24 protein-coding genes are annotated in these 23,332 nt (G+C 76.4%); 19 read left to right on the plus strand and 5 right to left on the minus strand.

What is annotated here, in order from left to right:
* Positions 1–35 precede the first annotated feature (35 nt).
* Positions 36–326, plus strand: coding sequence for a DUF503 domain-containing protein (locus ACUN9U_RS03935; RefSeq protein ID WP_445483611.1), 291 nt, complete (start codon positions 36–38; stop codon positions 324–326).
* 17 nt (positions 327–343) lie between these two features.
* Entirely contained in the window at positions 344–859 is a 516-nt protein-coding gene (rbfA, locus tag ACUN9U_RS03940) for a 30S ribosome-binding factor RbfA (protein ID WP_445483612.1), read from the plus strand.
* Here the strand turns inward: rbfA and ACUN9U_RS03945 are convergent.
* Positions 856–2,634 (minus strand): putative bifunctional diguanylate cyclase/phosphodiesterase, encoded by a 1,779-nt coding sequence (locus ACUN9U_RS03945; RefSeq protein WP_445483613.1) that lies wholly within the window; start codon positions 2,632–2,634, stop codon positions 856–858. The genes rbfA and ACUN9U_RS03945 overlap by 4 nt on opposite strands.
* A gap of 108 nt (positions 2,635–2,742) precedes the next feature.
* Between ACUN9U_RS03945 and truB the strand changes: the two genes are divergently transcribed.
* From truB to ACUN9U_RS03975, 6 genes are all read left to right on the plus strand, one after another.
* Positions 2,743–3,708 carry a tRNA pseudouridine(55) synthase TruB gene (truB, locus tag ACUN9U_RS03950; protein ID WP_445483614.1) on the plus strand — a complete coding sequence of 322 codons (966 nt, stop codon included), beginning with the start codon at positions 2,743–2,745 and terminating at the stop codon, positions 3,706–3,708.
* Positions 3,709–3,835: 127 nt separating this feature from the next.
* Entirely contained in the window at positions 3,836–5,059 is a 1,224-nt protein-coding gene (locus ACUN9U_RS03955) for a transcriptional regulator (protein WP_445483615.1), read from the plus strand.
* A 74-nt stretch (positions 5,060–5,133) separates the two neighbouring features.
* Entirely contained in the window at positions 5,134–6,393 is a 1,260-nt protein-coding gene (locus ACUN9U_RS03960; protein ID WP_445483616.1) for an AI-2E family transporter, read from the plus strand.
* A 139-nt stretch (positions 6,394–6,532) separates the two neighbouring features.
* Positions 6,533–8,050, plus strand: coding sequence for an aldehyde dehydrogenase (adh, locus tag ACUN9U_RS03965; protein ID WP_445483617.1), 1,518 nt, complete (start codon positions 6,533–6,535; stop codon positions 8,048–8,050).
* Positions 8,051–8,070: 20 nt separating this feature from the next.
* On the plus strand, positions 8,071–8,469 hold the full coding sequence (locus tag ACUN9U_RS03970; protein ID WP_445483618.1) for a DUF779 domain-containing protein: 399 nt from the start codon (positions 8,071–8,073) through the stop codon (positions 8,467–8,469).
* A 137-nt stretch (positions 8,470–8,606) separates the two neighbouring features.
* Positions 8,607–9,851 (plus strand): S49 family peptidase, encoded by a 1,245-nt coding sequence (locus ACUN9U_RS03975; protein ID WP_445483619.1) that lies wholly within the window; start codon positions 8,607–8,609, stop codon positions 9,849–9,851.
* Between the two features lie 13 nt (positions 9,852–9,864).
* On the opposite strand, the gene ACUN9U_RS03980 is transcribed toward ACUN9U_RS03975, so the two are convergent.
* Positions 9,865–10,053, minus strand: coding sequence for a hypothetical protein (locus ACUN9U_RS03980; RefSeq protein ID WP_445483620.1), 189 nt, complete (start codon positions 10,051–10,053; stop codon positions 9,865–9,867).
* Positions 10,054–10,163: 110 nt separating this feature from the next.
* Between ACUN9U_RS03980 and ACUN9U_RS03985 the strand changes: the two genes are divergently transcribed.
* The 6 genes from ACUN9U_RS03985 to ACUN9U_RS04010 all read left to right on the plus strand — a co-directional run bounded on the left by ACUN9U_RS03985 (position 10,164) and on the right by ACUN9U_RS04010 (position 16,647).
* Positions 10,164–11,180 (plus strand): bifunctional riboflavin kinase/FAD synthetase, encoded by a 1,017-nt coding sequence (locus tag ACUN9U_RS03985; protein WP_445483621.1) that lies wholly within the window; start codon positions 10,164–10,166, stop codon positions 11,178–11,180.
* Between the two features lie 144 nt (positions 11,181–11,324).
* Complete coding sequence (gene rpsO / locus ACUN9U_RS03990; RefSeq protein WP_445483622.1) at positions 11,325–11,594, plus strand: 30S ribosomal protein S15; 270 nt, start codon at positions 11,325–11,327, stop codon at positions 11,592–11,594.
* 198 nt (positions 11,595–11,792) lie between these two features.
* Positions 11,793–14,027 carry a polyribonucleotide nucleotidyltransferase gene (locus ACUN9U_RS03995; protein WP_445483623.1) on the plus strand — a complete coding sequence of 745 codons (2,235 nt, stop codon included), beginning with the start codon at positions 11,793–11,795 and terminating at the stop codon, positions 14,025–14,027.
* Between the two features lie 16 nt (positions 14,028–14,043).
* Positions 14,044–15,402 carry a M16 family metallopeptidase gene (locus ACUN9U_RS04000; RefSeq protein WP_445483624.1) on the plus strand — a complete coding sequence of 453 codons (1,359 nt, stop codon included), beginning with the start codon at positions 14,044–14,046 and terminating at the stop codon, positions 15,400–15,402.
* On the plus strand, positions 15,399–16,169 hold the full coding sequence (dapB, locus tag ACUN9U_RS04005; RefSeq protein ID WP_445483625.1) for a 4-hydroxy-tetrahydrodipicolinate reductase: 771 nt from the start codon (positions 15,399–15,401) through the stop codon (positions 16,167–16,169). Before ACUN9U_RS04000 ends, dapB begins: the two co-directional genes overlap by 4 nt.
* 28 nt (positions 16,170–16,197) lie before the next feature.
* Positions 16,198–16,647, plus strand: a complete 450-nt coding sequence (locus ACUN9U_RS04010; RefSeq protein WP_445483626.1) for a hypothetical protein — start codon at positions 16,198–16,200, stop codon at positions 16,645–16,647.
* A gap of 63 nt (positions 16,648–16,710) precedes the next feature.
* On the opposite strand, the gene ACUN9U_RS04015 is transcribed toward ACUN9U_RS04010, so the two are convergent.
* Entirely contained in the window at positions 16,711–17,583 is an 873-nt protein-coding gene (locus tag ACUN9U_RS04015; protein ID WP_445483627.1) for a DUF4394 domain-containing protein, read from the minus strand.
* Between the two features lie 155 nt (positions 17,584–17,738).
* On the opposite strand from ACUN9U_RS04015, the gene ACUN9U_RS04020 reads away from it, so the two are divergent.
* Both ACUN9U_RS04020 and ACUN9U_RS04025 read left to right on the plus strand, forming a co-directional pair.
* A complete protein-coding gene (locus ACUN9U_RS04020; protein ID WP_445483628.1) occupies positions 17,739–18,254 on the plus strand; it encodes a sigma-70 family RNA polymerase sigma factor in 516 nt (171 codons plus the stop codon).
* On the plus strand, positions 18,241–18,972 hold the full coding sequence (locus ACUN9U_RS04025; RefSeq protein WP_445483629.1) for a hypothetical protein: 732 nt from the start codon (positions 18,241–18,243) through the stop codon (positions 18,970–18,972). Before ACUN9U_RS04020 ends, ACUN9U_RS04025 begins: the two co-directional genes overlap by 14 nt.
* Before the next feature lie 15 nt (positions 18,973–18,987).
* On the opposite strand, the gene ACUN9U_RS04030 is transcribed toward ACUN9U_RS04025, so the two are convergent.
* The gene (locus ACUN9U_RS04030; protein ID WP_445483630.1) at positions 18,988–20,220 is read right to left on the minus strand and encodes a heparan-alpha-glucosaminide N-acetyltransferase domain-containing protein; all 1,233 of its coding nucleotides are present in this window, start codon (positions 20,218–20,220) and stop codon (positions 18,988–18,990) included.
* Positions 20,221–20,239: 19 nt separating this feature from the next.
* Here ACUN9U_RS04030 and ACUN9U_RS04035 point away from each other — a divergent pair, with 19 nt between their 5' ends.
* On the plus strand, positions 20,240–20,944 hold the full coding sequence (locus tag ACUN9U_RS04035) for an HAD-IA family hydrolase (RefSeq protein WP_445483631.1): 705 nt from the start codon (positions 20,240–20,242) through the stop codon (positions 20,942–20,944).
* Positions 20,945–20,987: 43 nt separating this feature from the next.
* Here ACUN9U_RS04035 and ACUN9U_RS04040 read toward each other — a convergent pair whose 3' ends face one another.
* Positions 20,988–21,662 carry a pyroglutamyl-peptidase I family protein gene (locus tag ACUN9U_RS04040; protein WP_445483632.1) on the minus strand — a complete coding sequence of 225 codons (675 nt, stop codon included), beginning with the start codon at positions 21,660–21,662 and terminating at the stop codon, positions 20,988–20,990.
* 275 nt (positions 21,663–21,937) lie between these two features.
* Between ACUN9U_RS04040 and ACUN9U_RS04045 the strand changes: the two genes are divergently transcribed.
* Together ACUN9U_RS04045 and ACUN9U_RS04050 are read left to right on the plus strand one after the other, a co-directional pair.
* Complete coding sequence (locus ACUN9U_RS04045; protein ID WP_445483736.1) at positions 21,938–22,693, plus strand: thymidylate synthase; 756 nt, start codon at positions 21,938–21,940, stop codon at positions 22,691–22,693.
* Positions 22,690–23,271 (plus strand): dihydrofolate reductase, encoded by a 582-nt coding sequence (locus ACUN9U_RS04050; protein ID WP_445483633.1) that lies wholly within the window; start codon positions 22,690–22,692, stop codon positions 23,269–23,271. Before ACUN9U_RS04045 ends, ACUN9U_RS04050 begins: the two co-directional genes overlap by 4 nt.
* The last annotated feature ends 61 nt before the right edge of the window (positions 23,272–23,332 follow it).

The following is a 23,332-nucleotide window of genomic DNA, read 5'->3' on the forward strand; positions in this document are numbered from 1 at the left end:
ACCGGGGCAGCGGTCTCCGTGCGGAGCGAACGACCGTGTACGTAGGCGCCCTCGTCGTCGACCTGCTGCTCGGCGACGTCCACTCCCTCAAGCACAAGCGGGCCGTGGTGCGCCCGCTGCTCGCCCAGCTGAAGCGGCTCGAGGTCAGCGCGGCCGAGACCGGCCACCAGGACCTGCACCGCAGGGCCGAGCTGTCGGTCGCCGTCGTCGCGGGCGACGTCGCCCACGTCCAGCGCGTGCTGGACGCCGCCGAGCGGGTCGTCGCCGACGACCCCGAGGTGCAGCTGCTCTCCGCCCACACCATGATCCACAGCGACGACGACTGAACCACCTGGAGGAAGCCGTGGCCGACCCGGCACGCGCCCGCAAGCTCGCCGACCGCATCAAGGTCGTCGTCGCCGAGACCCTCGAGCGCCGCATCAAGGACCCGCGCCTGGGCTTCATCACCGTCACCGACGCCCGCGTCACCGGGGACCTGCAGCACGCGACGGTCTTCTACACCGTCTACGGCGACGACGAGGCGCGCGCTGGCACGGCCGCGGCCCTGGCCAGCGCCAAGGGCGTCCTGCGCTCCGAGGTCGGCCGGCGCACCGGGGTGCGGCTCACCCCGACGCTGGAGTTCGTCGCCGACGCCCTGCCGGAGACCTCGGCCCACTTCGACGACGTGCTGGTCAAGACCGCCGCCCACGACGCGCAGGTCGCGGCGCTGGCGTCGGGCGCCACCTACGCCGGGGAGGCTGACCCGTACCGCAGGCCCGCCGAGCACGACGACGACGCCGACGACGCCCCCGAGGGCGCTGCCGACGACGCCGACGAGGACGCCCCCGCCGACGAGGACCCGGCGGCGCGAGGCCGCTAGGCGCTCGCCGCTCCCGGCGCGGTCGCCAGCGGCGCACCCCGCTCGGACCACTGCGCCAGCAGCTGCTCCGCCGGCGCCGGGCGGGAGTAGAAGTAGCCCTGCCCGTAGCGGCAGCCGAGCTCGGCGAGCAGGGCCGCCTGCTCGGCGGTCTCCACGCCCTCGGCCACGACGTCCATCCCCAGCGCCGCCCCGACGTTGAGCGCTGCCTCGAAGAGGCGGCGGTGGCGCGGTGAGGCGCTGGCGGCGGCCAGCAGCGCGCCGTCGAGCTTGAGGAAGTCGGCCGGCATCTCCGTGAGCCGGGAGAAGGTGGAGTAGCCGGCGCCGAAGTCGTCCACGGCCACGCGCACCCCGGAGGTGCGCAGGCTCTCGAGGGTGCGCAGCGCGGCGGCGGCGCTGCCCTCGACCACGCTCTCGGTCACCTCCAGCACCAGCGCCGCCGGGGGCAGCCCCGCGCTGGCCAGCTCGGCGAGCAGGTGGGCGGCGTACCCGTCGTCCAGCAGCTCGTGGCCGGAGGCGTTGACGGTCAGCACCAGGCCGGGGCGGTGCGCGCGCAGGGCGACCGCCTCACGGACGGCGCTGCGCAGCGCGAACGCCCCGAGGGCGCCGACCAGCCCGGAGCGCTCGGCCACCTGGACGAACTCGCACGGGGGCACCGCGCCGCGGGCGGGGTGGTCCCAGCGCAGCAGCGCCTCGACGGCCAGCACCTCCGCGGTGCCCACGTCCACCAGCGGCTGGAGCACCACGCGCAGCCCGCCGCCGTCGGCGCTCGCCAGCGAGGCCGCGAGGTCGCGGGCGAGGTGGCCGCTGGCGGCGTCGGCGAGCACCGTCCTGTCCCGACCCAGCTGCTTGGCGCGGTACAGGGCCGCGTCCGCGCGGCGGGACACCTCGCTGACGGCCTCGTGCGGCAGCAGCGCGGCAGCTCCGAGGGACGTGGGGTGGCCCGCGCGGCGGCGCGCCTGCTCCAGCAGGGGCAGCGCGTCCTGTTCGCTGGTCCGGGTCAGCAGGACGGCGAACTCGTCCCCGCCGAGGCGCGCCACCACCGCCTCCTCCGGCAGGTGGGCGCGCAGCGCCACGGCCAGCGAGCGCAGCAGCTCGTCACCACCGCTGTGGCCGCGGCTGTCGTTGACCTCCTTGAAGCCGTCGACGTCGAGCAGCGCCAGCACCACCGGGGCCCCGGTGCGCTCCGCGTCGGCCACGGCGACCTCGACGGCGCGCTCGAAGCTGCGGCGGTTGAGCAGCCCGGTGAGCGGGTCGCTGGCCGCCGAGGAGGCCCGGGCCGCGAGGTCGCCGATGGCCACGGCCACCGCGACGAGCACCACCAGGAAGGCGGCGGCGGTGAGCGGGTCGGCGCCCCGCGCGGTGGTGGCCGCGGTGGCCGTCAGGAGGAGCAGGGCGAGCTGCGCCAGCGCCGGCAGCCCGCGGAAGTAGTAGAAGACGTCGATGGCCACGAACGTGTAGATCCCGGCCAGCGCCAGGCCGGTCAGCGGCGCCGGAGCCGCGACCACGGCCAGGGTGATCAGCCCGGTGCCCGCGGCGACCAGCACGTGGAAGGCCTGGTGCGGCAGGCGCGTCCCCCAGCCCAGCACCGCGGCGCCGGTCAGGCCGGCGACGGCGGCGACGAAGAACAGCCAGCCGCTGCGCGCGGGCTCGACGAGGGCGCCGAGGAGGACCGCGAACCCGCCGGCGCAGTAGAACAGGCCGGTGGTGCGGCCGAGCACGTGCGGGGTCGCGACCACCGGCCGGCCGGGGCGGCTCGCTGCTGAGCGCCTTCTCATGCTCACGTCATCGGTCTGCGGGGGAGCGCGCTGGAGGGCGCGCGACCCCGGGCGCCTCCCGCCGCACCCGTCCGGGGGACCCCGCGGGCGGCCTGGTTGGGTGGCGGGGTGCAGCAGCGCCGCAGCGGACCCGCCCCCAGCGGCCTCCTCGTCGTCGACAAGCCGGCGGGGATGACCAGCCACGACGTCGTCTCGCGCGTGCGCCGCGCCGCGGGGACCCGCCGGGTCGGGCACGCCGGCACCCTCGACCCCGGTGCCACCGGGGTGCTGCTGGTCGGGGTGGAGCGGGCCACCCGCCTGCTGACGCACCTCGTGGGCGCCGAGAAGGAGTACCTGGCCACGGTGCGGCTGGGGGTGGCCACCCACACCGACGACGCCGACGGGGACGTCCTCGCCCGCGCCGACGCCTCCCACCTGGTCCGCGCCGACGTCGAGCGCGCGGCCGCGGCCCTGACCGGCGCCTTCGAGCAGGTGCCCAGCACCGTCAGCGCCAAGAAGGTCGACGGCCAGCGGGCGCACGCCCTGGTCCGGGCGGGCCAGGAGGTCGTCCTGGCGGCCCGCCCGGTGGTCGTCAGCGCCTTCGAGGTGCTGCAGGTGCGCCCCGCCCGCGACGAGCGCGCCCCGCAGGTCGCGGCGCTGGACGCCGACGTGCGCGTGGTGGTCAGCTCCGGCACCTACGTGCGCGCCCTGGCCCGTGACGCGGGGGCCTCCCTGGGCGTCGGCGGGTCCCTCACGGCGCTGCGCCGCACGCGGGTGGGCACCTTCACCGAGGCCGACGCCGTGGGCCTGGACCGCCTCGTCGACGACGGGGCGGCGGCGCACCTGCTGCCGCTGGCCGAGGCCGCCCGCCGGGTCTTCCCCGTGGCCCGGGTCGACGCCGCGCTGGCCCGCCGCCTCGCGCTGGGGCAGCGCCTGGGCAGCGGCCAGGTCGACCTCCCGGCGCCGCCCGCCGGGCCCGGCGCGCCGCCCGTCGCGGTGCTCGGGCCCGACGGCGCGCTCGTGGCGCTGGTCGAGCAGCGCGACGGCGCCGTCCGCCCCGTCCTGGTCCTCGCCGACCCGGCCGAGCTGGGCTGACCGCGGGGCCGCAGGGGTGGTCGCGGGGCCGCTGCGGCCTGCGGCCCTGGCCCCCCGCGGCCGGCGGCGCCTACCCTGGGCCCGACACCCGGCGAGGACGCCGGGTGAGTCCTGCGGGGGAGGCCCTGTGACGGTGACGGTGGAGGCGCGGCGGCGCCGCGCCGAGATCGCCTCGGCGCGCGGAGCGCTGCGCTCCTCCGCCGCCGGACCGGAGGGGGTGCGCGAGGAGATCCGCGCCAGCTGGGCGCGCTCGGCCGCCACCGTGGCGCCCGACCTCGACGTGGCGCCGATGTCCGACCCCCACGACGTCGAGCGGGTGTGGCGGGGCTCCCCGCTGCAGCACGCGGTGCGCGTCATGGGGCCGCAGCTGGAGCGGGCGGCGGAGGACGGCGACCTCGTCGTCGCCGTCACCGACGCCTCGGCGCGGATCCTGTGGACCTCGGCGGGGCGGGTGATGCGGCGCCGGGCGGAGTCCGTCGGCTTCGCCCCCGGAGGCCGCTGGGACGAGGCCAGCGTGGGGACCAACGCCCTGGACCTGGCGCTGCGCACGGGGACGCTGTCCACGGTCTGGTCGGCCGAGCACTACGCCCACGCCGTGGAGGGCTGGGTCTGCTGGGCGGCGCCGGTCTACGACGAGCGCACGGGGCGCGCCCTCGGGGTCGTCGACCTGTCCACCACCTGGGACCGGGCGCAGCCGCTGGGACCGGCCACGGCCGGGGCGCTGGCCCAGCTGGTGCAGCACGCGGCCTCCACCGCGGGCCCCTCGCAGGGGCTGGACCAGCCCACCCCGCAGGTGCTCGAGCTGACGCTGCTGGGGCCGGGGGAGGCGCGCCTGGGCGGCCGCCGGCTGCCGCTGACCCGGCGCCAGCTGGAGGTGCTCGCGCTGCTGGCACTGCACCCGGAGGGCCTGTCGCTGCCCGAGCTGCACGCCTCGCTGTACGGCGACGCCCCCGTCACCACCTCCACCCTCAAGGCCGAGGTCAGCCACGTGCGGGCCGCCCTCGGCGGGGCGCTGACCTCACGGCCGTACCGCCTGGCGCTGCCGGTCCGCACGGACGTCGACGCCGTCCTGGACGCCGTCGCGCAGGGCGAGCCCGCGGCGGCGGCGGAGCGCTACGGCGGTGACCTGCTGGCCGGCACCGAGTCCCCGGAACTGCGCCAGACCGCCAGCTACGTCACGTGCGCGGTGCGGGAGGCGCTGCTGGCCGCGCCGGTGGCCGAGGCCGCCCTGCGCTGGGCCCGCACGTGCCCGTGGGACGCCGAGGTGCTCGCCGCGGCGCTGGCCGCCGCGCCCACGGGGGCGCCCTCCCGGGCGCTGCTGGCGGCCCGCCTGAAGGCGGCCGAGGAGTAGGAGCCGGCCGGCGACGCACCCGGGTCGTCCGCCCTCCGGTGGACAGCCCCGCCGCCGTGCAGGAGCGTCGTGCCGTGCACCTCCCCGCTCGTGCCGGTCTCCGCCGGTCCACCGACGACGCCCAGCCGCAGCCGGAGGGCGCCCCGCCCGCCCCGCCCACCGAGGGGGCCGAGGGCGCCGAGGAGCAGGTCGTCGAGCCCCCGGTGCTGGCCAAGCCGCCGACCTCCCCGTGGGCCGACGGCCTGGGGCGCACCGCCACGCGCTGCGCGCAGCTGCTGCTGGTGGTCGTCCTCGCCGCCCTGCTGGTCTTCGCCTCGATCCGGCTGCAGCTGGTCGTGGTGCCCGTGCTCATCGCCGCCCTGGTCGCCGCTGCCGCCAGCCCGCTGGTGAGGTGGCTGGTGCGGCGGGGCATGGGGCGCGGGCTCGCCACCGCCACCGTCCTGCTCAGCGGCCTGGTGCTGCTGGGGCTGGTCGTGTGGGCGGTGGTCGGCGCCGTGCAGGGGCAGTGGCCGCAGCTGCAGGCCAGCGCCCAGGAGGGCCTCGCCCAGGTGCAGCGGCTCATCAGCGAGGGCGGGCTGCCGGTCAGCGACGCCCAGGTCGACCAGGCCCGCGAGGCGGCCGTCGGCGTCCTCACCGGTGCGGGCTTCCGCTCCGGCGCCCTGGCCGGCCTGAACGCCGCCGCGCAGGTGGCCACGGGCACCGTGCTGGCCCTGTTCGTGCTGTTCTACTTCCTCAAGGACGGCCCGCGGATCTGGGCCTTCCTCATCAGCGGCACCCACGGGGCCAGGCACCGCCGGCTCGAGCGGGTGGGCCACTCCGCCGCGGGCGTCCTGGGCGGCTACGTGCGCGGCACGGCCACCGTCGCGCTGGTCGACGCCGTCTTCATCGGCGCCGGCACCGCGATCGTGGGCGTGCCGCTGGCCCTGCCCATCGCGCTGGTCACCTTCGTGGCGGCGTTCGTCCCCATCGTGGGGGCGGTCGCGGCCGGGGTGCTCGCCGCGCTGGTCGCCCTGGTCACCAACGGACCCGTCGCCGCGCTGGTGGTCATCGGCATCGTCGTGGCCGTCAACCAGCTGGAGGGCAACCTCCTGCAGCCGCTGCTGCTGGGCCGCGCGCTCTCCCTGCACCCCCTGGCCATCCTCCTGGCCCTGACGGCGGGCACCGTGCTGGGCGGCATCGTGGGTGCGGTGCTCTCGGTGCCGCTGGCCGCGGTCGCCTGGGCGGCGGTGACCACCTGGAGCGCCGACCGGCGCACCTCGCGCGAGGCGCTGACCCGGCCGCAGGCGCCGCTGCCGCCCGAGCCCCCCGCGCCCGGGCAGCCGCAGGCCGCGTGAGCGGCCCGCCGGGCCGCCCGCCCGAGCGGCCCGGCGGGCCGCCCCGGGAGCCGACCAACCAGGCGCCAACCGGGCGCGGGCGAGCATCGGCCATCCCCTCCCGGGGAGCACGACACTGAGGTCGAGCAGGAGGTTCGCGATGGCCTACGCCCAGCCCGGCACCGAGGGCGCTCTCGTCAGCTTCGAGGAGCGCTACGACAACTACATCGGCGGCAAGTGGGTCCCGCCGGTGGAGGGCCGGTACTTCGACAACGTCTCGCCCGTCACCGGGCACACCTTCACCCACGTGGCGCGCTCGACCAAGGCCGACGTCGACCTGGCGCTGGAGGCCGCCCACGGCGTCAAGGACACCTGGGCCCGCACCAGCCCGGCGCAGCGCGCGAACATCCTCAACAAGATCGCCGACCGCATCGAGGAGCACCTCGAGGAGCTCGCGGTCGCCGAGTGCTGGGAGAACGGCAAGGCCGTCCGCGAGACGCTCAACGCCGACCTGCCGCTGGCGGTGGACCACTTCCGCTACTTCGCCGGCGCCATCCGCGCCCAGGAGGGCGGCATCTCGCCCATCGACGACTCCACCGTCGCCTACCACTTCCACGAGCCGCTCGGCGTGGTCGGGCAGATCATCCCGTGGAACTTCCCGATCCTCATGGCCGTCTGGAAGCTGGCCCCCGCGCTCGCGGCCGGCAACTGCGTGGTGCTCAAGCCCGCCGAGCAGACGCCGTGGTCGATCCTCAAGGTCGTCGAGCTCATCGGCGACCTGCTGCCCGACGGCGTGCTCAACGTGGTCAACGGCTTCGGCGCCGAGGCGGGCAAGCCGCTGGCCTCCTCCGACCGGATCGCCAAGGTCGCCTTCACCGGCGAGACGACCACGGGCCGGCTGATCATGCAGTACGCCTCGCAGAACCTCATCCCGGTGACCCTGGAGCTGGGCGGCAAGAGCCCCAACGTCTTCATGCCGGACGTCATGGCCGCCGACGACAGCTTCCTGGACAAGGCGCTCGAGGGCTTCGCGATGTTCGCCCTCAACCAGGGCGAGGTCTGCACCTGCCCCTCGCGCGCGCTGGTGCACGAGTCGATCTACGACGAGTTCATGGACCGCGCCACGAAGCGCGTGGAGGCGATCGTCTCCGGCGACCCGCTCGACACCGCCACGATGATCGGCGCGCAGGCGAGCAACGACCAGCAGGAGAAGATCCTCAGCTACCTGCAGATCGGCCGGGACGAGGGCGCCACCGTCCGCACCGGCGGCGGGAAGCGCACCGTGGAGGGCTACCCGGACGGCTACTACATCGAGCCGACCATCTTCGAGGGCTCCAACTCGATGCGGATCTTCCAGGAGGAGATCTTCGGCCCGGTGGTCTCGGTGACGAAGTTCTCCGACGAGGACGACGCGCTGCGCATCGCCAACGACACCCTCTACGGCCTGGGCGCCGGGGTGTGGACCCGCGACGCCAACACCGCCTACCGCCTGGGCCGCGGCATCCAGGCCGGCCGGGTGTGGGTGAACAACTACCACGCCTACCCGGCGCACGCGGCGTTCGGCGGGTACAAGCAGTCGGGCATCGGCCGCGAGAACCACAAGATGATGCTCGACCACTACCAGCAGACCAAGAACATGCTGGTCAGCTACTCCCCGGACAAGCTCGGCTTCTTCTGACGGGCGGCCCGGACGCTGCCATGAGCACGGGTCCAGGAGCGGTCGCCGCCTCGCGGGTGGACATCACCCCCGAGGCGGCGGCCCTCGTCGCGCAGCTGGTCGAGCAGCACGGGCCGGTGATGTTCCACCAGTCCGGGGGCTGCTGCGACGGCTCGTCGCCGATGTGCTTCCCCGACGGCGACTTCATCACCTCCGAGGCCGACGTGCTGCTGGGGGAGGTGGCCGGTGCGCCGTTCTGGATGTCCGCGTCGCAGTACGAGTACTGGCGGCACACCCACCTCACCGTCGACGTCGTCAAGGGCCGCGGGGCGGGCTTCAGCCTGGAGGCCCCCGAGGGCGTGAGGTTCCTCATCAGGTCGCGGCTGCTCACCGACGAGGAGGTGGCGCTGGAGGAGCCGGCCCGCGGCGGCCGCGACTAGCCGCACCCGCCGGTGATCATGCAGGAGACCCGCACCCGGAACCCTCGGGTGCGGGTCTTGTGCATGATCGCCGATGGGTGCGCGCAGGGGCCGGATACCGTCGGCGCACTGCCACCGGACCACGACGGAGCGCCACGATGAGCACCCCGCCCCCGCACGACCCGTACGGAGCGCCCCCGCCCGGGAGCTCCGGACCGCTGCCCCCGCAGGGCCCCGGGACGGCCGCGCCGCAGCTGCCCCAGCAGGGGTTCCCGCCGGCGGCCCAGCCGGCCCCCCCGCCGCGCCAGCGCGGCGGGTTCCGCCGCGGGTTCGGCCTCGGGCTCGGCGCGAGCCTGGGGGCCGGCCTGGTGCTCGGCGCGGTCTGCCTGGTGGTCGGCGGGGCGCTGGTCGCCGCGCTGGTCGCGGGGCTGGCGGGCCTGGCGGGAACGGCCACCGGCCCCGGGCAGCGGGCCACCGAGACGGTCTGGGGGAACCCGGCCGCCACCGGCCGGCTGGTGGCGGTCCCCGTGAGCGGCACCATCCTCGGCGGGCCCAGCGACGGCGCCACCTTCGGCGCGGCCACCTACGGCTACGAGGTGGCCCGCACCATCGACCAGCTCGGACCCGACGACGCCGACGGCCTGGTGCTGGAGATGAACACCCCCGGCGGCACCATCCACGGCTCGCGGGCGATCGCCGACGCCGTGCAGCGCTACTCCGAGCGCACCGGCAACCCGGTCACGGCGTTCGTGCAGGGGCTGTCGGCCTCCGGCGGGATGTACGCCATGGCCGGCGTCGACGACGTCGTGGTCGACCACGGCAGCCTGGTCGGCAGCATCGGCGTCATCTCGGGGCCCTTCGAGCGCTACCGCGACGTCACCGGCATCCCCGGCTCCCTGCTCGCCCCCGGGGTGACCACCGAGGGCGGCATCACCCAGGAGTACCTGTCGCAGGGCAGGGGCAAGGACTTCGGCAACCCCTACCGCGACATGACCGAGGAGGAGCGGGCCGTGTGGACCGCCGGCCTGGCCCGGGAGTACGACGCCTTCGTGGCGTGGGTCTCCCAGGGCCGCGGCATCCCCGAGGCCACCGTCAGGGACCAGCTGGGCGCCTACCTCTACGACGCCCAGACCGCCGTGGACGTCGGCCTGGCGGACGCGGTGCTCGGCTACGACGAGGCCTACCGCCGGGCCGCGCAGTCCGCCGGGCAGGACCCCGACGACACCCGCGTGGACCGGGTCACCGGCCCGGGCGCGCTGGAGTCGCTGCTGGGCCTGGCCGCGCCCGACCACGGGCGCGAGGCGCGCAGCGCGCTGGAGCCGGGCCGCAGCACGGTCTGCGCCGGCGGCCCGGTGGTGCTCGCCTACCACGGCGACCTCGCCGCGGCCTGCGAGCCGCGGTGAGGTCAGCGGCCGGTCAGCGCGGGGTGCTGCCCCCGCCGGCCGAGCCGCCGCGGCCACCGAGCCGCGAGCGCAGCTGCTCGATCTTCGAGCGGTTCTTCGGGTCCCGCGCGTACTCCTGGGCCTTGCGGCTGGCGGTGCCGATGGCGCGCTGCCCCTGCGGGCTGCGGGCGAAGCGGGTGAGCTTGTCGAGGATCCCTGCCATCCCGCCATGATCGGCCGCACCACCGGCTCCCGCACGCCGGCGGTCCTCCCGGCGGCCCTCCCTGCGGCCCCCCTCGGCGGCCCTGCCGGGACGGCGTCCAGACTGTCGGCGTGCAGCGGTGGTCTGGCCTGGAGCAGGTCCCGGCGGGGTTCGGCCCCTCGGTGGTGGCGCTCGGCAACTTCGACGGGGTGCACCGCGGCCACGCCAGCGTGCTGCGGGCGGTGGTGGCCCGGGCGCGCAGCCGCGGCGGGCAGGCCGTGGCGGTCACCTTCGAGCCCCACCCCCTGGCCGTGCTGCGCCCGCAGGCGGCGCCCCCGCTGCTGACCGCGCTGCGGCGCAAGCTGGAGCTGCTGGAGCAGACCGGCCTGGACGCCGTCCTCGTCCTGCCCTTCACCCCCGAGCTGGCCTCGTGGCCTCCCGAGCGCTTCGTCGCCGACGTGCTCGTGGGCGCCCTGGGCGCCGAGGTGGTCTGCGCCGGGCGCGACGCGCGCTTCGGCAGGAGCGGGTCGGGCTCGCTGGAGACCCTGCGGGCGCTGGGCGCCGAGCACGGCTTCGAGACGGTGGCCCTGGAGGACGTCCACGGCGACGGCGGTCAGCAGGACGACGGCGAGCGGCGCTGGAGCTCCTCCTGGGTGCGCGAGCTGCTCGCCGAGGGCGACGCCGCGGCCGCCGCCGAGCAGCTGGGCAGGCCCCACCGGGTGGAGGGCGTCGTCGTCCACGGCGACCACCGCGGGCGCGAGCTCGGCTACCCCACGGCCAACCTGGGCCAGGTGGAGGTGCTCGTCCCCGCCGACGGCGTCTACGCCGGGTGGCTGGTGCGGCTGGGCCTGGCCGGGGCCTCCGACGCCGAGGCCGCCGCGCGCGGCGGCCGGGTGCTGCCGGCCGCGGTCTCCATCGGGACCAACCCCACCTTCGACGGCCTGGAGCGCCGCCTGGAGGCGCACGCGCTGGTCGGGGCGCAGGCCTCCGCGGAGCTGGACCTGTACGGCGAGCGCGTCGGGGTCGACGTCGTGGAGCTGCTGCGGCCCACGCTGCGCTTCGACTCCGTGGAGGCGCTCGTGGAGCAGATGGACGCCGACGTGGTGCGCTGCCGCCAGGTGCTCGCCGCGCACCCCTCGCAGGGCTGAGGCGGGCACCGGACCGCCCGTGGCGGGGGGTGCGGCGCGCGGCTGTAGCATGGGGGCTGCCGTTCGACCGGCCGCGGACCGAAGAGCCCGGGTGGACCAGCCCCGGAGCGCCGCGCAACGAGACACCACGAGGAGTGCCGCGCCATGCCCCTGGACGCCGCCACCAAGCAGCGCATCATGACCGAGTACGCCACCGCCGAGGGCGACACGGGCTCCCCGGAGGTGCAGGTCGCGCTGCTCACGCAGCGCATCAAGGACCTCACCGAGCACTTCAAGGAGCACCCGCACGACCACCACAGCCGTCGTGGCCTGCTCCTGCTCGTCGGCCAGCGCCGCCGTCTGCTGCAGTACCTGACCAAGACGGACATCAACCGCTACCGCTCGCTGATCGAGCGGCTCGGCATCCGCCGCTGACCTCCTGCGACCCCCGGCGCCCGCCGGGGGTCGCAGCGCTTCCCCGCAGTCCCTGACAGCACCGGGCGGTCCGCGCGAGGCCCGGTCCTCGACAGTGGCCGCCGGAACCCCCGCCCGCGGGGGCGGACCGGCGGCTTCGATCGATGGCCGGTCAGCGCCCGCTCGCGCCCGGCCCATCGAGAGAAAGAGAGGGAACCCGTGGAGGGTCCCGAGATCTCCGCCGCCACCGCCGTCCTCGACAACGGCTCGTTCGGCTCCCGCACCGTCCGCTTCGAGACCGGCCGCCTCGCCAAGCAGGCCGCCGGCTCGGTCGCCGCCTACCTCGACGGCGAGACGATGCTGCTGAGCGCCACCACCGCCGGCAAGCAGCCGCGCGACGGCTTCGACTTCTTCCCGCTCACCGTCGACGTCGAGGAGCGGATGTACGCCGCGGGCAAGATCCCCGGCTCGTTCTTCCGCCGCGAGGGCCGCCCCGGCACCGACGCGATCCTCACCTGCCGCCTCATCGACCGGCCGCTGCGCCCCTCGTTCGTGAGCGGCCTGCGCAACGAGGTCCAGGTGGTCATCTCGGTGCTCGCGCTGCACCCCGACGACCCGTACGACGTGCTGGCCATCAACGCGGCCTCCGCGTCCACCCAGCTGAGCGGCCTGCCGTTCTCCGGCCCGATCGGCGGCGTCCGCGTCGCCCTGATCGACGGCCAGTGGGTCGCCTTCCCGCGCCACTCCGAGATCGAGCGCGCCGTCTTCGACATGGTCGTCGCCGGCCGCGTCGTGGGCGACGACGTCGCGATCATGATGGTCGAGGCCGAGGCCACCGAGACGTCCTGGGACGCCATCAAGGGCGGCGCCCCGGCGCCGACCGAGGAGGTCGTCGCGCAGGGCCTCGAGGCCGCCAAGCCCTTCATCGCCGAGCTGTGCCGCGCCCAGGCCGAGCTGGCCGCCGCCGCGCAGAAGCCGGCCGTCGAGTTCCCGCGCTTCCTGGACTACTCCGACGACGTGTACGAGGCCGTCGAGGCCGCCGGCACCGCGGACCTCACGGCGGCGCTGGCCATCGCCGACAAGCAGGAGCGCGAGGCCGCCACCGACGCCGCCAAGGCCAAGGTCAAGGACGCCCTCGCGGCCCGGTTCGAGGGGCGCGAGAAGGAGGTCTCGGCCGCCTTCCGCTCGCTGAACAAGGCGCTCGTGCGCCAGTCGATCCTGCGCGACGGCACCCGCATCGACGGCCGCGGCCTGCGCGACATCCGCCAGCTCTCGGCCGAGGTCGACGTGCTGCCCCGCGTGCACGGCTCGGCGCTGTTCGAGCGCGGTGAGACCCAGATCCTGGGCGTCACCACGCTGAACATGCTCCGCATGGAGCAGCAGCTCGACACGCTCTCGCCGGTGACGCGCAAGCGCTACATGCACAACTACAACTTCCCGCCGTTCTCCACCGGCGAGACCGGCCGCGTCGGCTCCCCGAAGCGCCGCGAGATCGGCCACGGCGCCCTGGCCGAGCGCGCGCTCGTGCCGGTGCTGCCGAGCCGCGAGGAGTTCCCCTACGCGATCCGCCAGGTCTCCGAGGCGCTGGGCTCCAACGGCTCCACCTCGATGGGCTCGGTCTGCGCGTCCACCCTGTCGCTGCTCAACGCCGGTGTGCCGCTGCGCGCGCCCGTCGCGGGCATCGCCATGGGCCTGGTCTCCGCCGAGGTCGACGGTGAGACCCGCTACGCGGCGCTCACCGACATCCTGGGCGCGGAGGACGCGTTCGGTGACATGGACTTCAAGGTGGCCGGCACCTCCGAGTTCGTCACCGCGATCCAGCTGGACACCAAGCTCGACGGCATCCCCGCCTCGGTGCTCGCCAGCGCGCTGACCCAGGCCCGCGAGGCCCGCCTGCACATCCTGTCGGTGATGGCCGAGGCCATCGACAGCCCCGACGAGATGGCGGACACCGCCCCGCGCGTCATCTCGGTGAAGGTCCCGGTCGACAAGATCGGCGAGGTCATCGGCCCGAAGGGCAAGATGATCAACCAGATCCAGGACGACACCGGCGCCGACATCTCCATCGAGGACGACGGCACCGTGTACATCGGCGCCGTCGACGGCCCGTCGGCGGAGGCCGCGCGCAGCGCGATCAACGCCATCGCCAACCCGCAGATGCCCGAGGTGGGCGAGCGCTACGTCGGCACCGTCGTCAAGACGACCGCGTTCGGCGCCTTCGTCTCCCTGACGCCGGGCAAGGACGGCCTGCTGCACATCTCCAAGATGCGCGCGCTGGCCGGCGGCAAGCGCGTGGAGTCCGTCGACGACGTGGTCTCCGTGGGCCAGAAGATCCAGGTGGAGATCACCGAGATCGACCCGCGCGGCAAGCTCAGCCTGTCCCCGGTCGTCGAGGGCTCCGACGCCCCCGGCGAGCAGGCCTCCGAGGCCGACGCTCCGGCCGCGGCGATCTGAGGACTGACCCGCTGACATGACGGCCGTCCCCCTGCCCCTGGAGCAGGAGGGCACCCTGGTCCTCTCCGGCCAGGACGCCGGCGCCACCGTGCGCCGCAGCGTCCTGGCCGGAGGCGTCCGGGTGCTCACCGAGGCGGTGCCCGGGCTGCGCTCGGCGACCCTGGGCGCCTGGGTGGGCGTCGGGTCGCGCGACGAGGCCGACGGCCACCACGGCTCCACGCACTTCCTCGAGCACCTGCTCTTCAAGGGCACCCGCAACCGCTCCGCCCTCGACATCGCCTCGGCGTTCGACGCGGTCGGCGGGGAGTCCAACGCCGCCACCGGCAAGGAGCACACCACCTACTACGCGCGGGTGCTCGACACCGACCTGCCGCTGGCGGTCGACGTCATCGCCGACATGGTCACCTCCGCCACGCTCGACCCCGACGACCTCGAGGGCGAGCGCCAGGTGATCCTCGAGGAGCTGGCGATGAACGACGACGACCCCGTCGACGTCGCCCACGAGCGCTTCACCGAGCAGGTCTTCGGCGAGGGCACCCCGCTGGGCCGCCCCATCGGCGGCACCGCGCAGACCATCCTGGACGTGCCGCGCGACGCCGTCTGGGAGCACTACCAGCAGCACTACACCGCTCCCGGTCTCGTGGTGACCGCCGCCGGCGGCCTGGACCACGACGCCGTCTGCGACGCGGTCTCGGCGGCCCTGGCCGGTGCGGGGTGGCCCCGGGACGACCGCACGCCGCTGCCGCGCCGCTCCTCGGGCGGCCGGGGGGCCCGCGGCATCGCCGACGGGCTGCCCGCCACCTCGGTGCTGACGGTCGACCGGCCCACCGAGCAGGCCAACGTGGTGCTCGGCGGCGCCGGGCTGCGCGCGGGCGACCCGCGCCGCCACGTCCTGGCCGTGCTCAACGCCGTCCTGGGCGGGGGCATGAGCAGCCGCCTCTTCCAGGAGGTGCGCGAGCGCCGCGGGCTCGCGTACTCGGTGTACTCGTTCTCCTCCGGCTACGCCGACGCCGGCCTGTTCGGCGTCTACGCCGGGTGCACGCCGGCGCGGGTGCCGCAGGTGGTGGAGCTGCTGGCCCGCGAGTGGGAGCTGCTGGCCACCGACGGCCTGCGCGAGGGTGAGCTGGAGCGCGCGATCGGCCAGGTCAGCGGCGGCACCGTCCTGGCCCTGGAGGACTCCGGATCCCGGATGTCCCGCCTGGGCAAGGCCGAGCTCGTGCACGGGGAGTTCCTGTCCCTGGACGACGCCCTGGCCCGCGCGGCCTCGGTGACCGCCGAGGACGTGCAGCAGCTGGCTGCGGAGCTGTGGGCCGCGCCGCACCACCTCACCGTGGTGGGTCCCTTCGACGCCGACCCCGTGGGGGTCGCCCCGTGAGCGGCGGTCCGGACGGACCCACCCGCGTGCTCGTGGTCGGTGCCGGCGGGAGGATGGGCCGCATGGCGTGCGACGCCGTCGGCTCCGCCGACGACCTCGAGCTCGTCGCCCGCGCCGGCCGCGGTGACGACCCCGCTGCCCTGGCGCGCGAGTCCTGCGCCCGGGTGGCCGTGGACCTGTCCGTGCCGTCCGCGTCCCCGGGCGTCGTCGGGGCGCTCGTGTCCGCCGGCGTGCACGTCGTGGTGGGCACCAGCGGCTGGGACGAGGCCGCGCTGGGCCGGCTGCGCGCGCAGCTGGACGCAGCGCCGGAGGGCACCGGCGTCGTCGTCGTCCCCAACTTCGCCCTCGGGGCGGTGCTGGCGGTGCGCTTCGCGCAGCAGGCCGCCCGCTGGTTCACGTCGGTGGAGGTGCTCGAGGCGCACCACCCGGCCAAGGTCGACGCCCCGAGCGGCACGGCGGTGCGCACGGCGGAGCTCGTGGCCGCCGCCCGCCGGGAGGCCGGCACTGCACAGGCCCCTGACGCGACGACGTCGTCGATGGAGGGCGCCCGCGGCGCGAGCGTCGAGGGCGTGCCCGTGCACAGCCTGCGGATGGCCGGCGTCATGGCCGCCCAGGAGGTCTGGCTGGGCAACCACGGCGAGGTGCTGACCCTGCGCCACGAGGCCACCGACCGCACCGCCTACGCCCCCGGGCTGCTGCTGGCGGTGCGCGAGGTGGCGCAGCGCCCCGGCCTCACCGTGGGCCTCGAGCACCTGCTCGGCGTCTGACCGGCCGCGGCGGGGGAGTGGAGCGGGCGTGAAGACGAAGGCCGTCATCGGGCTGCTGCTGGCCGCGCTGCTGCTCTACCTCGTGCTCCTGGGCCAGCGCGGTGTGGTGCTCGTCGCCAGCGGTGAGCCCGCGGCGGTGGCGCTCGGCGTCGGGGTGCTCATCCTCCCGGTCCTGGTGGTCTGGGCCATCGGGCGGGAGCTGCTCTTCGGGGTGCGCACCGAGGCGATGGCGCGCCAGCTGGCGGCCGAGGGCCGCCTGCCCCCCGACGACCTGCCGCGCAACGAGGCGGGCCGCATCGAGCGGGCCGCCGCTGACGCCGCCTTCGAGCGCTACCGCGCCGAGACCGAGGCCGCCCCGGAGGACTTCGGCTCGTGGTTCCGGCTGGCGTGCGCCTACGACGTCGCCGGTGACCGCAAGCGCGCCCGCGCGGCGATGCGCCGCGCGGGCGCGCTGCACCGGTCCTCGACCAGCGCCTGAGCGGACGCCGGGCCGGCCCCCTCTTCCGGCCCGACGTCCGCTGCCTGCGCGCCCCTCCCGGGGTCAGCGGGCCAGCGGCACCGCGATGTCGGTGACGCCCGCGGGCAGGTCGCCGACCTTGGAGGCGGAGCCGTTGACGAGGTTGACCTCGTAGAGGCCGGCCTTGCCGCCCACCGTGAGCGAGGCCCACGCCTTCGCGCCGACGGCCTTGCCGTCGCGCAGCTCGGACAGGACGTCGAAGCCGGCGTCGCCCTGCGCGTCCACGCCGAGGGCGCCCACCGGCACCAGGGCGCCGGAGTTGGCGGGGGACTGGATGAGCAGCTGGTCGCTGGCGGTGGAGATGTCGTACAGGACCGTGCCGGTGGTGTCGACGAGGTCGTTGTTGGTGTAGGCGGCGCCCGTCACGCCCTGCGTGCCGGTGACCGGCGGGGTGGCCGTGGGGGAGTTCAGCGCGGTGTCGGCCACGGTGGCGGCGCCGGGGGTCGCGAACGGGTGGCGCAGGTTCTGGCCGGTGTCGCTGATGATGCGCAGCGCGTTGGCGGCGGGGTTGAAGTCGACGCCGAAGGCGCTGCCCTGCAGGGCGACGGTCAGCTGGGCGACCTTGGTGGCGGCGCCGCTGCCGGCGTCGAGGGTGTAGACGCCGCCCTTGTCGCCGACGCCGTAGAGCTTGCCGTCCTGGACGCGGTGGTCGATGCCGACGAGCTTGGTGTCCTCCTCGGGAAGGAAGCCGGTCACCTTCTTCGCCTCCATGGCGCGGACGGTGCCGGTGACGCGCAGCTGCACCAGGGAGGTGCCCTGGCCGGCGAGCGCGACGACGGCCTGGCCGCCCTGGGGACCGCCGCCCTTGGGTCCGGTGGCCTGAGCGGCGCCGACCCCGAGGGCCGACAGGGCGATCGCTCCGGCGGCAGCGGCGGCGGCGGTGCGGGTGGGGCGCATGGACTTCTCCTCCGTGTGAGCGGACCCCTCCGCTGTCGGGGGGTTCACCCGGTCCTACGACGCCCGGATCGCCCGCGTTCAGCGCGGTCTGTACTTTTTCGCGGGCCGGGCCGCGCAGGAGCCGCGCGGCGCCAGCGGTGAGCGGGAGGAGCACGGTGGGACGCAGCGCCTTCGACGTGCGCGCGGCCTACGCCGAGCACGGCGCGTCCCTGGTCGCCTTCGCCGCGAGCGCCCTGCGGGACAGGGCCCTGGCGGAGGACTGCGTGCAGGAGGCCTTCCTGCGCGCGTGGCGCTCCGCGGAGCGCCACGACCCCGACCGCGGGTCGGTGCGCACCTGGCTGTTCGCGATCACTCGCAACGTGGTGGTCGACGCTGCCCGCGCCCGCGCGCGCCGGGCTCCCGTGGCCGCCGACGCCTCCCTGCCCGAGGTCGCGGACCCGCGCGACGCGCCGGCCGCGGTGGTGGAGCGGATGAGGCTGGCGCAGGCCCTGGCGCAGCTGAGCCCCGAGCACCGCCAGGTGGTGGTCCAGGTGCACCTGAACGGACGGGACTACGCGGACGTATTCCAGGAGACGGGCGTCGCCGTGGCCACGCTGCGCACGAGGATGTTCTACGCGCTCAAGGCGCTCCGGACCGAGCTGCAGGAGGTGGACGACCGTGGACGACGCTGACCGGGCCCTGCTCGCCGCCGCGGCGACCGGCCACCTCGACGAGGGCGAGCGCGCGCAGCTGGAGGACCTGCTGGCGCGCGAGCCGCGGGCGGCGGCCGAGCTGGCCGAGCTGCGCGGGGTGCTGGCCGAGCTGGAGCCCCTGCGCGAGCCCGCGGCGGCGTGGCGGGAGACCGCGCCGCGCCCGCTGCCGCAGGAGGACGAGCCGGGACGCGCGCCCGCGCCGGCGGCGCAGCTGCCGCGCCAGCGCTCCGCGCGGCGCCCGGGTGAGCGCTCGGCGCGGCGCACCGCGGGGCTGGCGCTGGCCGCGTGCCTGCTGCTCGCGGTGGGTGGCCTGGGCGGGGCGCTGGTGCGCGGTGCGCTGGACGAGCGGGCCCGGCCCGCCGTCGTCGTCGGTCCCCCCGGGACCCTCGGTGCCGTCGAGCAGGTCGCGGTGACCACCTCACCCGGCGTGGGCGCGACGGCCTCGGTGGTCGCGCACCGGTGGGGCACCGAGACCGTGCTCGACCTGGACGGGCTCGCCGCGGGTGAGACCTACCAGGTGGTGGTCGTCGACGAGGCCGGCCGCGCGGTGGTCGCCGGGACGGTCCTGGGCACCGGCGGGGCGATCGACTGCACGATGAACGCCGCGGTGCTGCGCGCCGACGCCGCCAGGGTGCAGGTGCTCGACCCCGACGGCACCGCCGTGGTCGACGCCGACCTGCCGCCCGTCACCGCCTGAGCGGCGCGCCCGCGCTCACCGGGTGGCCGAGCGGCTGAGGACCAGGTCGCGGGCCGCCCGCGTGGCCGCGGCGGCCACCGCCTCCAGCGGGCCCCTCCGCCCCGACTCGCGCACGGCCAGCCCGACCACCACCGCGGCGCCAGCGTGGAACAGCCACGCGGCCTCACCCCCCAGCACCTCGGCCGTGGGCCGGGAGGTGACCACGTGCAGGGAGTACAGCGTCAGCGTCATCGCGCCCGCCCCGGCCAGCGGCGCGAGCAGCCACGGCACGGACCGCCCCACCAGCAGGGCCAGGCCCAGCACCGCCAGCGCGCTGCCGGTGGTGCCCACCAGGTCGAACGGGGTGGCCGAGTGCGGGGTGTCGACCAGCAGCCACGCCCACGTCGTCGTCGGCGTGGCCCCGGGCAGGAACGTCTCCAGCGCCAGCGGCAGGTCGGAGAGCTGCCAGGAGGGCGGCGCCTGCCCCTGCAGCACCTGCGGGCCCCCGGCCGCGCCCAGCGCCGCCGCCGAGGCCAGCGGCGCCACCACGGCGGCCACCGCGCCGGTGGCCGCCAGCCAGCCCGCCACCGCCGCCCGCTGCAGCGGCAGGCGGCCCACGGCCATCCCCACCAGCAGGTAGCCCGTCCACGTCAGCACCGGGTAGACGCCCGTGACCAGCAGGCCGGTGAGCAGCTGCAGCGGGCTCAGCAGCGAGGTGGGGTCGGGGACGTCGAAGGTGGGCGCCCCGCCGGGACCGGCCACCAGGGGGCGCACCAGGCGCGCCACCACCGGCCCCACCAGCAGCCACGTGCCGCCCAGGACCGCCAGGGCGCGCCAGCGGAGTCCCACGAAGAGCGAGCCGATCGCGAAGAGCAGCCCGTAGTACACGAGGATCACGTAGATGTAGCCCGGCGCCAGGCCCACCAGCAGGCCGACCCCGGCCACCACGGCGGCGCGGGCCAGCACGCCCGCGCGCGCCGCGCGCAGCTCCCGGCCGCGCGGCGGGTCGGTGCGGCCGGTGGCCAGCGCCAGCCCCACCCCGGCCAGCACGGCGAACAGCGCCGACGCCCGGCCGCTGAAGACCTCGTACACCCAGCTGACCGAGCCGTCGGCGGTGGTGCGCGAGACCAGGTGGGTGCCCATCATCCCCAGCAGCGCCAGGCCGCGGGCGGCGTCGACGCCCACGAGGCGCTGGCGCCGCGGACCGGCGGCCGCGGCGGTGGCGGCGGGGCGGCCGGCGGGGGTGGGCCGGCCGTCGGGGGTGCTCACCGGCTCTAGTCTGCCCGCCGTGGACACCGAGCCCCTGCCCGCGCCGCAGGGCCTGCCCCTCGGGCTGGACGCCCTGGCCGCGCGGACCTTCGAGGCGGTGCTGTTCGACATGGACGGCACGCTGATCGACTCCGGCCCCGTGGTGGTGCGCTCCTGGTACCGCTGGGCGGCCGAGGAGGGCGTCGACCCGGCGCGGCTGGCGGGCATGCACGGCATCCCCTCGGCGCAGATCGTGGAGCGGCTGCTGCCCCCGGACCGGTGGGCGTCGGCCACGCAGCGCATCGACGACATCGAGGTGGCCGACACCGACGGCATCGTGGTGCTGCCCGGCGCCCGCGACGCGCTCGCGGCGCTGCCGGCGCCGCGGGCGGCCATCGCCACCTCCTGCACCCGCCCGCTGGCCACCGCGCGCATCGGCGCCACCGGGCTGCCCGCTCCCGCGGTCGTGGTCACCGCCAGCGACGTCGAGCGCGGCAAGCCCGACCCGGCGCCCTACCTGCTGGCCGCCCGGCGCCTCGGGGTCGACCCGGCGCGCTGCCTGGTGGTCGAGGACGCGCCCGCCGGGATTGCGGCGGGCCGGGCCGCCGGGTGCGCGACGCTGGCGGTCGCGACGACGCACCGCGTCGCCCAGCTGCAGCAGGCCGGGGCTGACGCGCTCGTCGTCGACCTGTCCCAGGTGCGGCTGGTGGGCGACGACGACGGGGTGCGCCTGCTGCCGGCCTGACGGCGCGCGACCCAGCGCGACGTCCCCCGCGCCGCCGACCGCGTCAGTGGAGCCGGCCGCCGGGGACGCGCAGGTCCTCCGAGGTCGTCAGCGCCGCACGGACGACGGCCACCAGGGCCCGGGCCAGCTCCTCCAGCGGCAGGTGCGGCACGCCCGGCGGGTGCGGCAGCTCACTCGCCCACGGCAGGTGCACGAAGCCGCCGCGGGAGCCCTCGCCGCGCTGCTGCAGGTGGTCCATGAGCGCGGCGAAGACGTGGTTGCACACGAAGCCGCCCGCGCTGGGCGACAGCTGCACCGGCACCCCGGCGTCGGCGACGGCGCGGACCGCCGCCTTCACGGGCAGCGTCGCGAACCAGGCCGCCGGGCCGCCGGGCACGGAGGGGACGTCGACGGGCTGGTGGCCGGCGGCGTCCGGGATGCGGGCGTCGTCGAGGTTGACCGCCACCCGCTCCACCCGCACGGCGTCGGTGCCCCCGGCGAGCCCGGCGCAGACGACGACGTCGGCGCCCGCGGCGTCGACGGCGGCGCGCAGGAGGTCGGCGCTGCGCCCGAACTCCACCGGCAGCAGCCTCGTCGTGACGAGGAGGCCGCCCGCGGGCCGGGCGTCGTCCTCCAGCAGCTCGGCCGCCCGCTGCACCGCCGGCCAGGAGGGGTTGGCCCGGTCGCCGTCGAAGGGCTCGAAGCCGATGAGCAGCACGCGGGTCGCAGGCACGTCCACGAGCCCATGCTGCCCCGCGCTCCTGCGCGGTCCCGGGTGGAGCCGCTCCCACCCCGGTTGGGCGCAGGGTGGCCCTGCTCTCGCAGGAGTGGACCAGGGCCACCCCGCGCCCAGGGGGAAGGCGGACGGCGGCCCTGTGGCGGCGCCCGGTCGTCGTCGGCGCGGTCTAGCCTGCCGCGGTGACCCCGGAGCAGCTCGCCCCCGCCGACGCGCCCGTTGACCGGCCCGTCGACCGGCCCGTCGACCGGCAGTACGAGGACCTCCTCGCCCACGTCATGGAGCACGGCGCGCCCAAGGCCGACCGCACCGGGACCGGCACCCGCAGCGTCTTCGGCGCGCAGCTGCGCTACGACCTGTCGGCGGGCTTCCCGCTCGTCACCACCAAGCGGGTGCACCTGCGCTCGGTCGTGGCCGAGCTGCTGTGGTTCCTCCGCGGAGACGGCAACGTCCGCTGGCTGCAGGAGCGCGGCGTGACCATCTGGGACGAGTGGGCGGGCCCCGACGGCGACCTCGGCCCGGTCTACGGCGTGCAGTGGCGCTCCTGGCCCACTCCCGACGGCGGCACCGTGGACCAGCTGGCCCAGGTGCTCGACACGCTGCGGCGGGACCCGGACTCGCGCCGCATGCTCGTCTCGGCCTGGAACGTCGCCGAGCTGGACAGGATGGCGCTGGCGCCCTGCCACGCCCTCTTCCAGTTCTACGTGGCCGGCGGCCGCCTGTCGTGCCAGCTGTACCAGCGCAGCGCCGACCTCTTCCTCGGCGTGCCCTTCAACATCGCCAGCTACGCGCTGCTGACCCACATGGTCGCGGCCGAGGTGGGCCTGGACGTCGGTGACTTCATCTGGACTGGCGGGGACTGCCACGTCTACGACAACCACGTCGACCAGGTGCGCGAGCAGCTCTCCCGCGAGCCGTTCCCCTTCCCGCAGCTGCGCCTGCGCCCGGCGCCGCTGCTGGAGCACGCCGTCGAGGACGTCGAGGTGGTCGGCTACTCCCACCACCCGGCCATCAAGGCGCCGGTGGCCGTGTGAGCGCCACCGGGCCCGACAGGGCCTCCGGCAGCGGGGCCGGCAGCGCGGTCGGCGCCGTGTGGGCGCAGGACCGCAGCGGCGTCATCGGCGCCGACGGCACCGTCCCGTGGGACGTGCCCGAGGACCTCGCCCTCTTCTCCCGCACCACCAGGGGCCACGGCGTGGTCATGGGCCGCGCCACCTGGGACTCCCTGCCGGACCGGTTCCGGCCGCTGCCCGGCCGCCGCTGCGTCGTCCTCACCCGTGACCGCTCCTGGACCGCGCCCGGTGCGGTGCCCGCCGCGACCCTGCCGGAGGCGCTCGCGGCCGCCGCCGAGCCCGGGGACGGCGCCGACGGCGAGGTGTGGGTGATCGGCGGCGCGCAGGTGTACGCCCTGGCGCTGGACGAGGGCGTCCTCGACGTCCTCGTCGTCACCGAGGTCGACCTCGAGGTGGGGGGTGACCGGTCCCAGCAGGCGCTCGCGCCGCACGTCGACCCGGCCGCGTGGTCCGCCGAGCGCCGTGAGCCGGCTGGCGGGGGCTGGGCCACCTCCCGCACCGGGCCCCGCTACCGCACCACCTGGTACCGGCGGCGCTGAGGCCGCTGCACCCGCGGGCTGGGCCGGGCCGCCCCGGGCGGAGCCGGCCGGCCGGGGCGTG

This window comes from Quadrisphaera sp. KR29, assembly GCF_052644995.1.